Genomic DNA, 13,105 nt, shown 5'->3' on the forward strand with positions numbered 1-13,105 from the left:
GTATAGAATGACAAATGAACAATCAATTGTAAAAGTCGATCGGTTAACGAAGCGAATCGGATCAAAGACACTTGTACAAAATATTAGTTTTGAAGTGAAAAAAGGCGAGGTTGTCGGTTTACTCGGACCAAACGGTGCTGGAAAAACGACTTTAATGAGAATGATGGTTGGTATGATCCGTATGACAGAAGGTGAAGTATGGATTGATGGTCAATCTGTGAAACAGCAATTCGAAAAAACAGCTGCGAAAATTGGAGCGGTAATTGAGACACCTGAATTTTATCCTTTTTTGAGCGGCTATGAAAATTTAACATATTTCGGACGAATGAATGGTAATGTGACCGAAGAACGTATCGATGAAGTAGTGAAATTGTTAGGGATGGGACAAGTAATTGATCGCAAAGTAAAAGCGTATTCACTCGGCATGAGACAACGTTTAGGAATCGCTCAGGCACTTATTCACGATCCAGACGTGTTGATACTAGATGAACCGACAAATGGATTAGACCCTAGTGGAATACATGAAATGAGAATGTACATAAAAAAAATTGCACATGAACAAGGAAAAGCTGTACTTGTATCAAGTCACTTACTTTCAGAAGTTGAATTAATGTGTGACAGAGTTATCATTATTCAGCACGGGGAATATGTGGCTACGCAAAATATTCAGCATAGCCAAAGCGAAGAGATGGAGACGATCCGTATACGTGTAGATGATGCGAATAAAGCAGCAGAAATATTAGGGCATGATGTTTTAGTAAAAGATAATGAATTACTTATTAATGTAAAAGATGAAGAAATCCCAAATGTTATTCGTACATTGCTTGAGAAAAATATTCAAGTGTATCGTGTATATGAAGAAAGAAAAACGTTAGAAGAGCAATTTTTAGAATTAACAGGGGGAAAAGATATTGTTTAATTTAGTATATAACGAACTGTATAAAATATTTAAGCGGAAGCGAACGATTATTCCATTTGCAGTTATTGCAGTATTAATAATCGGATTAGGATGGGTTACGGTAAAGTATTTTGAACCGGAAACAAAAGGATGGAAAGTAGATTATACAGAACGAACTGTAGAAATTGAGAAAAAGCTTGGCATGAAAAAAGAAGCTATTTTAGCAGAAAAATCAGGGGATGAGCTTGTAAAAGAATACCAGCTTAAGATGAAGCATTTAGATACGGATACAGCACCGGCAAGCAGTTCTCCACTTTCTTTCATGAGAGATACAGGTTTTATCGTATTTCCAATTTTGCTCCCATTTATCCTCGTGTATGCAAGTACAATTTTTGCGAATGAATATAGCTGGGGAACATATAAATTTTTAACGATACGACCAGCGAGTCGCTTTAAAATTTTAACAGCAAAATTTTTAGCAATCGTTATATTTGCAGCTTTATTATTTATATTTAATATGATCTTCTCCGCTTTATGTGGACTTGTTATTTATAAATTCCAACAGCCTGCATGGAGTGAGTTTATTTTCCAAGATGGAAATATAATAAAACAAAACATTTTTGTAGAAGCAAGTAAATATTATGTTTTATCGTGGTTACCAACGGTTGTGTACGCATCGTTTGCATTTATGATTTCTGTGTTAACGAGATCTAGTGGAGGTGCAATTGGTATTTCACTATTCCTTGCTTTATCAGGCAATATTGCGTTATTAGCAGCCACTAGATATAACTGGGCGAAATATTTATTGCCAGCAAACACAGATTTATATAGTATTTCAAAGAACGGAAGTTTTATTGATGGAGTAACATTCCCGTTTGCATCATGTATGTTGCTACTTTATTTGTTCGTATTTTTATGTATTTCATATACTGTGTTTTTAAAACGTGATTTAACTTAATAAGAAAAGCCGTTCAGGGTGCTGAGATGCACTTTGAACGGCTTTTTTTATGAGAATTGTTTAAGTGCTCTTTCGGCTAGTAAAGCAAAGTATTCTGCACTTATAGGCAGTGCCTCTTCATTAATTGTAAAAGCAGGATGATGCCATTCATGTGTACCGCTCGTTCCCATAAAGACGAATGAACCTGGTATTTCCTGTTGGTAAAATGAGAAATCTTCTCCAGCCATTGATAGACTAGGCGAGATGATATTAAGATTCATCTTTGTGGCAACTTGAGTAGATAAGTCTGTAAGAGCTTTATCGTTGTGAACAGCAGGAGGACCTGAATAAAAACGGAATTTCGTTTTTACACCTAATGCATCAGATACACCTTTAATAATACGCTCCATGAGTGCTGGAATCTTTTCACGTGTTTCAGCTTGGAACGTGCGAATCGTTCCTTCTAACGTAGCTTTTTCAGGAATTACGTTCCACGTATTTCCTGCGTGAATATTTGTAACACTAACAACCGCATTATGAGATGAACTTATATTTCGGCTTACAATTGTTTGCAGTGCCATCACAATTTGAGAGGATGCGACAATAGGATCTACGCCAGCATCTGGTACAGCCGCGTGTGTACCAACTCCGTGAATTTCAATTTCAAATCGATCAACTCCAGCCATCAGTGGACCATCTTTAATGCCAATTGTACCTACTGGTAAATCAGGTTTATTATGCATGCCGAAAATCGCTTGCACATTACGTAAATGTCCAGCATCAATAACTTTGCAAGCGCCATTACTACTTTCTTCAGCTGGTTGGAATATGAAGCGAACCGTTCCATTTAGGGAAGATTCTCTTTCTTTTAATAAGAAAGCAGTACCTAAAATGGCAGCTGTATGAAAATCGTGTCCACAAGCATGCATTTTTCCTCGTACTTTAGATGCATAGGACAAATGTGTTTCTTCTTGAATAGGAAGGGCATCAATATCAGCACGAACTGCTACAATTGGCCCGTTTTTATTACCAGACACTTCAGCGATAATTCCTGTTTCTAAATTGGAGTCAATGATAGTAATGTTTTTTTCTTCTAACCAATTTTTTATTGCTTTTGTTGTTTCGAACTCTTCATACGATAGTTCTGGATACTCATGTAAATGTCGACGGATGGAAATAAGTTTTTCTTTTAGTTGATTTGAAATAGATACCATGTAGTATGCCTTCTTTCTTCAGCAAAATATTTATCATAAGTATACAACAATAAAAGAGAGGATTCTCAAATGAAAATCCTCTCTCGTTTATCCCGTATTAATGGGCAGTCCGATTGGTTCAACTAATTAAAGTTTCGCTTTATGCTGCGACTTTTTTATGCGTATGATGTTTACGATAACGTCCACGCATTGCGTATGCAATTTGCGGGATTGCAATCCCGATTAAAATAAGTGATACACCGAACCATTGTGAAGATAGTACAGCCTCTTTTAAAACGAATACGGACATAATTGTTGTAACTGGTAGTTCCGCTGCACCAAGAATAGTTGCTAAGCCAGAACCGATTTTTGGAATACCGATTGTAAAGGCAATAGATGGAATTACGATACTAAATGTTCCTAATCCTAAACCGTATTTCCAAAGACCTTGAGAAATGGCACCATTAAAAATAAATGTTGGTGGGAATACAATCATGACTAAAGTTAAAGCACCAGTCATTAAGAGAACACCGCGCGGTAATGAAGGTACTTCAACAGCAACTTTTCCGCTCACGAAAATGTATGTTGCGAATGTAACAGCAGATAATAAACCTAAAATGATCCCAGTCGTATTGAAAGCACCTGCTGATTGTTCAAGTAAACCACTTGATAAAAATGTCCCTACAAGTAAGAAAATAACAGAAATAACTTTTTCTCTTGAAGGTAATGTTTTTGTTGCGACTGCTTCAATGATAATTCCGACCCAAACAAATTGGAATAAAAGAATAATTGCAATAGAAGCTGGTACAGTTTTTAATGAAGCATAATAAAAAATTCCGGTAAAACTTGCAGATGTTCCTGCAACGAATAAAAGTAATGCTTGCTTTAAAGGAACGCGATGTCTAGAAAATAGAAGTGTAATAGCAAGCAAAATAATCCAACCGAACAAATATTGGCTGCCAATTACCTCTCCAAGTGAAAATCCTTCTGCATATGCAAGCTTAACAAAAATAGCTAAAATTCCATAACTACACGCTCCTAATAAAACTAAAAGAGAATAACGAAGCATGAAAAATTCCTCCCATCTATATGAAGTTGTTCCGTATCGAAAATATATAACTAGAGGGAAGTATACAAAATTAGAAATAAAGGGTCAAATGAAAGAAAAGTATGACATTTTATAGAATAATAATAAAAGTATGATATTTATGCATAATCTTGAAATTATTAATAGTAGAAGTATTATAAAATCAACTTTGCATTGTATAGAGCCAGCATTTGAAAAAAATATTTTTTAAACCAATATGTATATAGACGTACTAGTAACGTGCTAATTATTTGAGAAACTATGTTACCTTTGTTATGGTAATGACAATTAAAGGAGTTTTCATAATCCATTTGAGTTTTTTCTATATAATAGAAGGAAATGAAACCGTTTTATTAGAAACTGTGAGGAAGTACGGTTTTTCTTATTGCCACGTTGTAAAAGTGATTTCACGAATTGTTCATAGTATTTTTATGTGTTTTTGTTACAATATTTAGGGAGAGGAGTGGAATGATGCAAGATATTAGTATTTTTTTAGCGTTTGGCGCCGGGTTCTTATCATTTATTTCCCCATGTTGCTTACCGCTTTATCCGGCGTTTTTATCGTACATAACAGGTATGTCGGTTTCTGAATTGAAAGAAGAAAATGCAATGCTTCGCAAAAGAAGTATGATACATACAGCGTTTTTCTTACTTGGATTTTCAATTATATTTATTGCAATTGGATTTGGTACAAGTTTTATTGGAGGAATCTTTACTGACTATAAAGATTTAATCAGACAGTTAGGTGGTATATTTATCATCGTGTTCGGCTTAATTATTGTCGGGGTGTTTAAGCCAAAATTTTTAATGCAAGACCGTAAATTTACATTTAAAAATCGTCCAAGTGGCTATTTTGGATCAGTACTAATTGGATTAGCCTTTGCAGCAGGGTGGACGCCATGTACCGGACCAATTCTAGTGTCCGTAATTGGATTAGCAGCAACAAACCCAGAATCAGCAATGATTTACATGATTGCTTACATACTTGGATTTGCTATCCCGTTTTTCGTACTGTCATTCTTTATTACGAAAATGTCTTGGATTAAAAGAAATAGTATGGCCTTCATGAAAGTCGGAGGATATATTATGATTGTTATGGGGGTCTTCCTATACTTTAACTGGATGACGAAAATTATCGTATATTTCTCAAGTTTATTTGGTGGTTTTACCGGTTTTTAGTATTATTCTGCGAAAATGTTGGAAATACTAACGGAAAAGCATATAATGAAAGTATATTTTGCATATAGCCACAAAAAAGGATGAGAAAATATGAACATAGTTCTTTTATCAAGTATCGTTGCTGTTTGTATGGCTGTCGGTGCGATGTTTATTCGTTTAAAAGCAGCTAAGAAACCTGCAACATTGAAAAAAATTATACTTCCGCCATTTTTTATGAGTACGGGCGCATTGATGTATGTTTTTCCTGAATTTCGATTAACTCCAGCGGAAATGTTAGAAGCAATTGGTGTCGGTTTGATTTTCTCTATTTTTCTTATTAAAACATCTAAATTTGAAATTAGAGGACAAGAGATTTATTTGAAGCGTTCAAAAGCCTTTGTTTTTATATTAATTGGATTACTTGTAGTGCGGATTGTATTTAAAACATACTTAAGTCAATCTCTTGATTTAGGACAACTTAGTGGCATGTTCTTCTTACTTGCGTTTGCTATGATTGTGTCATGGAGAATTGCCATGTACCGTTCCTTTACGAAATTACAAAAGGAAATGGAAAAAGAAGATGGTTTTTATAATGAAAAAGATATGAAACTAACTTAAAAACTGTATATGTACCAAATAAAAAAGACAGCGTCAAAGGCGCTGTCTTTTTTATCGAAAATAATATGAAGTTACTTTGCGAGTAAAGATCGATAGTTAGAATAATCAATCTTTTTTTCTTGTAGTTTTTTAATTAAAAATTTATGATCACGCTTTGGTGTGGCAATGATATATCCTTTAATAATTAAGTCTTGTGTAATTTGAGAGGCATTTTCTTGTAATGCAAGTTCCCCGATTTTTCCAGCAATCTTTGATTTTGCAACATCGCGAAATAGTTCTGGAACAGGACTTACAAGCTCTTCTAACAATTGTTTTTGTTCGTCAGCCCATAAATGTCTCGTTTTATTTATGTAGTGTTCTTCCCAATCCAAAATGGACATGCCGTCTTCTTTTGGTAAACGTTTTAAAAATTTTCTGAACATAAAGTATCCACCGATAGACATAAGCCCTAATAAAATAACCGTCCATAATACAATGAACCAACTGAACCATCCTTCGAGCAAGCATATCCCCCCTTAATGATAGCGGTTTTCTTTTATTCATATTATATACAGTGAGATTCATAGAAAGCAAGAACGCTTGGTCATTTTGACCAAGCGTTATCATTTAAACAAAGTATAGTTGTTCCACATGTAAATTATTATTATCATCTTCTACATATTCAATGATTAATGTGCCAACTTTACGATCTTTATCTTCAGTTGTGAAAATAGAGTAAGAAGTAAAACGTGTTTTTGATAGGCCGCTTATGTGTGTAGGTAAAGAAATGTAGTCGTTATCGCGGAAGAATTCCATCAGTTCAATATCCTCAAATTCTTTTCGGTCAACTTGTTTGTTTGTATAGCGGCGTTGAAGTTGTTTTAAAGATTCATTCCAAGAAATTGCTTTTGTGTCGTATACCATTGTTCTATCTCCTTACTGTATGTAATTATTAAGAACATACGTTCTAATCTAGTATACTCTTTTTATTAGAAAAGGGAAAGCAAAAAATAATGTAAGCTTGGATTTCCAAGCTTACATTATTGATGCGTCCGTCATAATCTCTATTTTTCATTATAAGTTAGATAAGAATAAGAAACAAGATGATATATATAATGTTGAGAGTTTTCAAGATTCTGTATATTATAGGTGTACTAAAGTGTAAGGGAATGAGAGGTGTGACATACGTAATTTCACTGCAAGGGCCGATGGTTAGCGGAAAAACAACATTAGCAAAAAGGTTAGAAAAGAGAGGGTTTCGAGTTATATATGAAAATCCATATCCAATTGTAGAGAAGCGAAAAAAATTGAATTTAGATATGAATTCAAAAGTAGGGTTTATTATGAATCAAAAAATGTTTATGGAAGCAAAAATAAAGGAGTTTCAAAATGTGAAAGATTCAGTCGTAATTTTTGATCGTGGGCCAGAAGACATCGAATTTTATACACTTTTTTACCCGATGGTTATAGGGAAAGAGTGGGATATAGAAATTGAATTGAAAGATGAATTATATAAATTAAGAGAATGCCGTTCGGATGCTATTTTTTATTTGGATGTATCGGAAAGTAATTTATATGATAGAAAAAATAATGATAGAACAAGAAACAGAAGTACATTTGAGGAGCAATTTAAATTAGTAGAAACGGAAAAAGATTGGTATAAACAATTTCCTGTAACTTATTTGGATACGAATAGATTAACAGTGGACGATCTAGAGGTATATTTTATGTACTGGTTAAAGGAGAGAGGGCTATGAAAAAAATACTTTTATTTGTATACCCAACATTTGCAGAGTTTGAAATAACAGTAGCAACGGCATTGCTGAAGAATAAATTTGAAATCATTACAGCGGGCTTAACAAAAGAATTGATTATAAGTGAAACAGGTTTGCAAGTGCAACCGCATATAGAAGTAAGTGAAGTACGTGTAGATGAGTATGAGGGGATACTTATTCCAGGTGGAGAAGAAGTACAGTTGAAAGATGCAAAATCTCTTTTTTCAATCATTCGTCAATTTCATGAACAAGAAAAATTAGTGGCGGCAATTTGCGCTGGACCGTATGCGCTAGCAAAAGCGGGCTTATTTAAGGGGATTTCTTATACTGCGACTATAGATTATCAAAAGTTCGATTGTTTTCCAATAGAAAATTTAGTGTATAAAGAAGTTGTGCAACACTCAAATATCATTACAGCACAAGGGCATGCATTTGTGCCATTCGGAATAGCAATTGCCTCTTATTTTGGAGTGGCAGACGAACATAATACCAATTTTTATGGTGGTAAAGGCAATGTAGTAATGGAGAAACTTTTACGAGAAAACGTGTAAAAGCTAGCAAATGCTAGCTTTTTTCTTTTTGACATCGATAAATTGCTAACGTTTTCGGATCGCGCCATATACCGTTATGAAGTGATAATTCATTTTCTACTTCTTCTTTTAGCCATTCCTTCATTTCCGCGTGAAGATATGTATTATCAGGTATATTTAGCGACGGAAACATGCTAGAAATATAGTTTACTATTGGAGTAGCATGATGAAAAACGAGCGCATTATGAATAACTGTTTCTTCAACCGTTGGAAAAGCAGATGCTACTATCTCTTTACCATTTTCTAAACAAAATGGAGAGACTGCTGGTGATGTTTTCGGTAGATCAAATGCGTCAAGCATGTTGTTACACATTTCAACTATACGAGGTAATGAAACTTTAGAATTTGTTGTAGCTAAAAGTATTCCGCCAGGACGAATGACTTTATAAAAGCCTTGAATTGTTTTTTTAACATCTTTCACATGGTATAACATATGTCTTGCAATTATTAGGTCATAACAATTTGTTTCGAAAGGGAGTTTACTAGCATCCCCTCGTTTCCATTCTATTAAGTTATTTGTCTTAGCAGCTTCAGCAAGCATAGCTTCGGATTGATCAAACCCGGTTAATGGGCCTTTATGACCATTTGTTTGTAAAAGGGAAAGAAATTTTCCATTAGCGCACCCAACCTCTAATATATTTTCATCCCCTTGAAGGTGTAAATGTTCAATGACGATCTTATCTAAATCTACGTGTTTTTCTTCGTAATGTGTATGTGTGTCGATGCGTGTTTGTAAATGGTTGCTAACGTTATATTGACGTTTTACATCATTCATTTTGTCACATTCTACCTTTGTACAAAATTGTTGGATTGCATGTGTTAATACATCTGTTTTCTTTAAACCTTCGTAATGGAGTGCTGATTCAAACCTTTCAAGTAATTTCTCTTCAATTCGAAAATGAATATCTTTTCGTTTTGTCACTGAAATTTCGCCCCTTTGCATCTGTTAGTGAGACTATAGCACGTCTGGAAATTTTGTGTAAATCATTTGTGTACACAAAATTAGGGGGATGAAAAAAATGTTTGAATATGATTTTAAACTATTGACGATTTAACCGTTTTCATATATTCTTAAATTAAGTAATATTCAAATAATTCAAAAGAAATGAGAGAGTCACATGCTTCTTCAAGGAACACATCGAATTGGTCGTATGGCCATGCTGTTGGCACTTGCGGATGAGAATGAAAGTCCTGTATTATCCATTCCAAAAGGTTGGAAGTATTGTACGGGGAAAGTGGGTTCGATGAATTCGCAAAAGGTTGTCGCAGCAATGGAAACAGCGGCTAAAAGCAACCAAGTTATTGAAACAGACGTTTACAGAGAAACACATGCACTTTATCATGCAATTATGGAAGCTTTGTACGGAGTGACGAGAGGTCAAATTCAGTTAGCAGACGTTCTTCGTACAGTAGGACTTCGTTTTGCGATTGTGCGCGGTACACCATACGACGGGAAAAAAGAAGGCGAATGGGTTGCTGTTGCATTATATGGAACGATTGGTGCACCTGTAAAAGGATCTGAGCATGAGGCGATTGGTTTAGGAATTAATCACATATGATTTGCCCATAGTCTATTAGTTAGAAGGGGGCCTTACTTTTTTAGGACAGAAGTCTGTCTTAAAAAGATAAGGTCCCCTTTTGCCTTTTTAAGGAGGAAAAATGATGATTACGTTAACAGGACATACATTGACAGTTGAAGAAATGAAGAGGTTATTACTGGAAGGAGAAGGTGTAACAGCTTGTCCAACTAGTATGCAAAAGGTAGCGGAGTGCCGCGAAGTAGTTGAGAAAATTGTAGAGGACGGAAAAGTCGTTTACGGTATTACAACTGGATTTGGAAAGTTTAGTGATGTGCTTATCCAAAAAGATGATGTAAAGGCACTTCAACATAATTTAATTCAGTCACATGCATGTGGGATAGGTGATCCATTCCCGGAAGAAGTATCGCGCGGAATGTTAATTTTACGAGCGAACACGATGCTTAAAGGAGTATCAGGCGTAAGGCCGCTTGTTGTAAATATGCTTCTTGAGTTTGTAAATCGTAAAATTCATCCAGTCGTTCCGCAACAAGGTTCACTTGGTGCAAGTGGAGATTTAGCACCTTTATCTCATCTTGCGCTCGTATTATTAGGCGAAGGTGAAGTGTTCTATAAAGGGAAACGCGTTCATGCAATGGTTGCTCTTACAGAAGAAGGGCTTGAGCCAATTGAACTTGAAGCGAAAGAAGGTCTTGCGTTAATTAATGGTACGCAGGCGATGACAGCACAAGGAGTTCTTTCTTATATAGAAGCAGAAGCAACGGCGTATCAAGCTGAACTAATTGCTTCGATGACAATTGAAGGGTTACAAGGCATTATTGATGCATTTGATGAAAATGTTCATAAAGCACGTGGTTATAAAGAGCAAGTGGATGTAGCAAGCAGAATTCGTGACATTCTTCATGATAGTAAGTTAACAACAAAACAAGGAGAACTACGTGTACAGGATGCCTATTCACTTCGTTGTATCCCGCAAGTACACGGTGCTTCTTGGCAAGTTTTGAATTATGTGAAAGAAAAATTAGAAATTGAAATGAATGCCGCAACAGATAATCCGCTAATCTTTGATGGCGGTGAAAAAGTAATTTCAGGTGGTAATTTCCATGGTCAACCGATTGCGTTTGCGATGGACTTCTTAAAAGTAGGAATGGCGGAACTTGCAAACATTTCAGAGCGTCGTATTGAGCGTTTAGTAAATCCGCAGTTAAACGATTTACCACCATTTTTAAGTCCAGAACCAGGACTTCAGTCTGGTGCAATGATTATGCAATATGCTGCAGCGTCGCTTGTTTCTGAAAATAAAACGTTAGCACATCCGGCGAGTGTTGATTCAATCCCGTCATCAGCTAACCAAGAAGATCACGTAAGTATGGGAACAATCGCTTCACGTCATGCACATCAAATTATTCAAAATGTAAGACGTGTTCTTTCAATTGAAATGATTTGTGCGATGCAAGCGGCAGAATATCGCGGAATTGAAAACATGAGTACAGTGACGAAGAGCTTCTACCATCAAGGTCGTCAGCAGGTGCCATCTATTAAAAATGACCGTATATTCTCAACGGATATTGAAAATATTGCGCACTGGTTAAAAACGAATTATTCAATAAAAGAAAGATTAGACGTAAACGCAGCACTATAAAATGAGAAAAGGGAGAGATTGAAATGGAAAAAGTACAACAAACAATTCGCGCGCCAAGAGGTACAGAGTTACAAACGAAAGGGTGGGTGCAAGAAGCTGCACTTCGTATGTTAATGAACAATTTAGATCCGGAAGTTGCTGAAAAACCAGAAGAATTAGTTGTGTATGGCGGAATTGGCCGTGCAGCTCGTAACTGGGAAAGCTATCAGGCGATTGTAGATTCATTAAAAACGTTAGAAAGCGATGAAACGTTACTTGTTCAATCAGGAAAACCAGTTGCCATTTTTAAATCACATGAAGATGCACCTCGCGTTCTGTTAGCGAACTCAAACTTAGTACCAAAATGGGCAAACTGGGATCACTTCCGAGAACTAGAGAAAAAAGGTCTTATGATGTACGGACAAATGACAGCTGGTAGCTGGATTTACATTGGAACACAAGGGATTCTACAAGGAACATATGAAACATTTGGTGAAGCAGCTCGTCAACATTTCGACGGTTCATTAAAAGGTACATTAACACTTACTGCTGGTTTAGGTGGTATGGGTGGTGCACAACCTCTTGCTGTAACGATGAACGGCGGTGTTGTCATTGCTATTGATGTTGATAAGCGTAGCATCGATCGTCGTATTGAAAAGAGATATTGTGACATGTATACAGAATCATTAGAAGAAGCATTAACTGTTGCGAACGAGTATAAAGAGAAGAAAGAACCAATTTCAATTGGCTTGCTAGGAAATGCGGCAGAGATTTTACCAGAACTAGTGAAGCGTGATATTACGCCAGATTTAGTTACAGATCAAACATCTGCTCATGATCCATTAAACGGTTATATTCCAGTAGGTTACACATTAGAAGAAGCAGCGAAACTTCGTGAAAAAGATCCAGAACGTTACGTACAATTATCAAAAGAAAGTATGACAAAACATGTGGAAGCGATGCTTGCGATGCAAGAAAAAGGTGCAATTACATTTGATTATGGAAATAACATTCGCCAAGTTGCTTTCGATGAAGGTTTGAAAAATGCTTTCGATTTCCCAGGATTCGTTCCAGCATTTATCCGTCCATTATTCTGCGAAGGAAAAGGACCATTCCGCTGGGTAGCACTTTCTGGTGACCCAGAAGATATTTATAAAACAGACGAAGTAATTTTACGTGAGTTCGCGGATAATGAACATTTATGTAACTGGATTCGTATGGCAGGTCAACAAGTTGAGTTCCAAGGACTTCCATCACGTATTTGTTGGTTAGGTTACGGTGAGCGTGCGAAATTTGGTCGCATCATTAATGAAATGGTTGCAAATGGTGAATTATCAGCACCGATTGTTATTGGTCGTGACCATTTAGATTGCGGATCAGTAGCATCTCCAAACCGTGAAACAGAAGCGATGAAAGACGGTAGTGATGCAGTAGCTGACTGGCCAATTTTAAATGCATTAATTAATAGTGTAAACGGTGCGAGCTGGGTATCTGTTCACCACGGTGGTGGCGTTGGTATGGGTTATTCACTTCATGCGGGAATGGTTATCGTTGCAGATGGAACAGAAGCAGCAGCAAAACGAATTGAGCGCGTATTAACTTCTGATCCTGGTATGGGTGTTGTTCGTCACGTGGATGCAGGGTATGACTTAGCTGTGGAAACTGCGAAAGAAAAAGGCGTTAACATTCCGATGATGAAATAAGGAGGAGA

General features: G+C 36.1%; 15 protein-coding genes. 10 read left to right on the plus strand and 5 right to left on the minus strand.

Going from position 1 to position 13,105, the window contains the following annotated elements; translation table 11 throughout:
- The first annotated feature begins 7 nt into the window (after positions 1-7).
- On the plus strand, positions 8-919 hold the full coding sequence (locus tag ACS2QP_RS13360) for an ABC transporter ATP-binding protein (RefSeq protein WP_000180622.1): 912 nt from the start codon (positions 8-10) through the stop codon (positions 917-919).
- Positions 912-1,856 (plus strand): ABC transporter permease, encoded by a 945-nt coding sequence (locus tag ACS2QP_RS13365; protein WP_000482759.1) that lies wholly within the window; start codon positions 912-914, stop codon positions 1,854-1,856. Before ACS2QP_RS13360 ends, ACS2QP_RS13365 begins: the two co-directional genes overlap by 8 nt.
- Before the next feature lie 47 nt (positions 1,857-1,903).
- Here ACS2QP_RS13365 and ACS2QP_RS13370 read toward each other — a convergent pair whose 3' ends face one another.
- On the minus strand, positions 1,904-3,049 hold the full coding sequence (locus tag ACS2QP_RS13370) for a M20 peptidase aminoacylase family protein (RefSeq protein ID WP_000253675.1): 1,146 nt from the start codon (positions 3,047-3,049) through the stop codon (positions 1,904-1,906).
- Positions 3,050-3,188: 139 nt separating this feature from the next.
- The gene (locus ACS2QP_RS13375; protein WP_061457608.1) at positions 3,189-4,097 is read right to left on the minus strand and encodes an EamA family transporter; all 909 of its coding nucleotides are present in this window, start codon (positions 4,095-4,097) and stop codon (positions 3,189-3,191) included.
- Positions 4,098-4,420: 323 nt separating this feature from the next.
- Between ACS2QP_RS13375 and ACS2QP_RS13380 the strand changes: the two genes are divergently transcribed.
- The 3 genes from ACS2QP_RS13380 to ACS2QP_RS13390 all read left to right on the plus strand — a co-directional run bounded on the left by ACS2QP_RS13380 (position 4,421) and on the right by ACS2QP_RS13390 (position 5,891).
- On the plus strand, positions 4,421-4,570 hold the full coding sequence (locus ACS2QP_RS13380) for a peptidase T (protein WP_332284463.1): 150 nt from the start codon (positions 4,421-4,423) through the stop codon (positions 4,568-4,570).
- A gap of 16 nt (positions 4,571-4,586) precedes the next feature.
- Positions 4,587-5,294: a cytochrome c-type biogenesis protein CcdA gene (gene ccdA, locus ACS2QP_RS13385; protein WP_001152676.1), complete on the plus strand. Its 708-nt coding sequence runs from the start codon at positions 4,587-4,589 to the stop codon at positions 5,292-5,294.
- Positions 5,295-5,384: 90 nt separating this feature from the next.
- Positions 5,385-5,891: a CcdC family protein gene (locus tag ACS2QP_RS13390; protein ID WP_001028440.1), complete on the plus strand. Its 507-nt coding sequence runs from the start codon at positions 5,385-5,387 to the stop codon at positions 5,889-5,891.
- A gap of 71 nt (positions 5,892-5,962) precedes the next feature.
- On the opposite strand, the gene ACS2QP_RS13395 is transcribed toward ACS2QP_RS13390, so the two are convergent.
- Both ACS2QP_RS13395 and ACS2QP_RS13400 read right to left on the minus strand, forming a co-directional pair.
- Entirely contained in the window at positions 5,963-6,394 is a 432-nt protein-coding gene (locus tag ACS2QP_RS13395; RefSeq protein ID WP_000889373.1) for a DUF2621 domain-containing protein, read from the minus strand.
- A gap of 103 nt (positions 6,395-6,497) precedes the next feature.
- Complete coding sequence (locus ACS2QP_RS13400; RefSeq protein ID WP_000262401.1) at positions 6,498-6,794, minus strand: hypothetical protein; 297 nt, start codon at positions 6,792-6,794, stop codon at positions 6,498-6,500.
- A 245-nt stretch (positions 6,795-7,039) separates the two neighbouring features.
- Between ACS2QP_RS13400 and ACS2QP_RS13405 the strand changes: the two genes are divergently transcribed.
- Positions 7,040-7,627 carry an AAA family ATPase gene (locus tag ACS2QP_RS13405; protein WP_332284452.1) on the plus strand — a complete coding sequence of 196 codons (588 nt, stop codon included), beginning with the start codon at positions 7,040-7,042 and terminating at the stop codon, positions 7,625-7,627.
- Complete coding sequence (locus tag ACS2QP_RS13410) at positions 7,624-8,196, plus strand: DJ-1/PfpI family protein (RefSeq protein ID WP_326263240.1); 573 nt, start codon at positions 7,624-7,626, stop codon at positions 8,194-8,196. Before ACS2QP_RS13405 ends, ACS2QP_RS13410 begins: the two co-directional genes overlap by 4 nt.
- A gap of 13 nt (positions 8,197-8,209) precedes the next feature.
- Here the strand turns inward: ACS2QP_RS13410 and ACS2QP_RS13415 are convergent, their stop codons facing one another.
- Complete coding sequence (locus ACS2QP_RS13415) at positions 8,210-9,157, minus strand: class I SAM-dependent methyltransferase (protein ID WP_438882503.1); 948 nt, start codon at positions 9,155-9,157, stop codon at positions 8,210-8,212.
- A 196-nt stretch (positions 9,158-9,353) separates the two neighbouring features.
- On the opposite strand from ACS2QP_RS13415, the gene hutP reads away from it, so the two are divergent.
- The 3 genes from hutP (at position 9,354) to hutU (ending at position 13,097) form a co-directional block, all read left to right on the plus strand.
- Entirely contained in the window at positions 9,354-9,794 is a 441-nt protein-coding gene (gene hutP / locus ACS2QP_RS13420) for a hut operon transcriptional regulator HutP (RefSeq protein ID WP_000926516.1), read from the plus strand.
- A gap of 103 nt (positions 9,795-9,897) precedes the next feature.
- On the plus strand, positions 9,898-11,415 hold the full coding sequence (hutH, locus tag ACS2QP_RS13425) for a histidine ammonia-lyase (RefSeq protein WP_000631872.1): 1,518 nt from the start codon (positions 9,898-9,900) through the stop codon (positions 11,413-11,415).
- Between the two features lie 23 nt (positions 11,416-11,438).
- Entirely contained in the window at positions 11,439-13,097 is a 1,659-nt protein-coding gene (hutU, locus tag ACS2QP_RS13430) for a urocanate hydratase (RefSeq protein WP_438882504.1), read from the plus strand.
- Positions 13,098-13,105: the final 8 nt, after the last annotated feature.

It is taken from the genome of Bacillus cereus group sp. Bce019 (genome assembly GCF_051781745.1).
Taxonomy (GTDB): Bacteria; Bacillota; Bacilli; order Bacillales; family Bacillaceae_G; genus Bacillus_A; species Bacillus_A cereus.

Coding starts and splice junctions, on each gene's coding strand:
- ACS2QP_RS13405 (WP_332284452.1), top strand. CDS start 7,040: ATGAGAGGTGTGACATACGTAATTTCACTGCAAGGGCCGATGGTTAGC.
- hutH (WP_000631872.1), top strand. CDS start 9,898: ATGATTACGTTAACAGGACATACATTGACAGTTGAAGAAATGAAGAGG.
- ACS2QP_RS13375 (WP_061457608.1), bottom strand. CDS start 4,097: ATGCTTCGTTATTCTCTTTTAGTTTTATTAGGAGCGTGTAGTTATGGA.
- ACS2QP_RS13360 (WP_000180622.1), top strand. CDS start 8: ATGACAAATGAACAATCAATTGTAAAAGTCGATCGGTTAACGAAGCGA.
- hutP (WP_000926516.1), top strand. CDS start 9,354: ATGCTTCTTCAAGGAACACATCGAATTGGTCGTATGGCCATGCTGTTG.
- ACS2QP_RS13400 (WP_000262401.1), bottom strand. CDS start 6,794: ATGGTATACGACACAAAAGCAATTTCTTGGAATGAATCTTTAAAACAA.
- ACS2QP_RS13390 (WP_001028440.1), top strand. CDS start 5,385: ATGAACATAGTTCTTTTATCAAGTATCGTTGCTGTTTGTATGGCTGTC.
- ccdA (WP_001152676.1), top strand. CDS start 4,587: ATGCAAGATATTAGTATTTTTTTAGCGTTTGGCGCCGGGTTCTTATCA.
- ACS2QP_RS13370 (WP_000253675.1), bottom strand. CDS start 3,049: ATGGTATCTATTTCAAATCAACTAAAAGAAAAACTTATTTCCATCCGT.
- hutU (WP_438882504.1), top strand. CDS start 11,439: ATGGAAAAAGTACAACAAACAATTCGCGCGCCAAGAGGTACAGAGTTA.
- ACS2QP_RS13410 (WP_326263240.1), top strand. CDS start 7,624: ATGAAAAAAATACTTTTATTTGTATACCCAACATTTGCAGAGTTTGAA.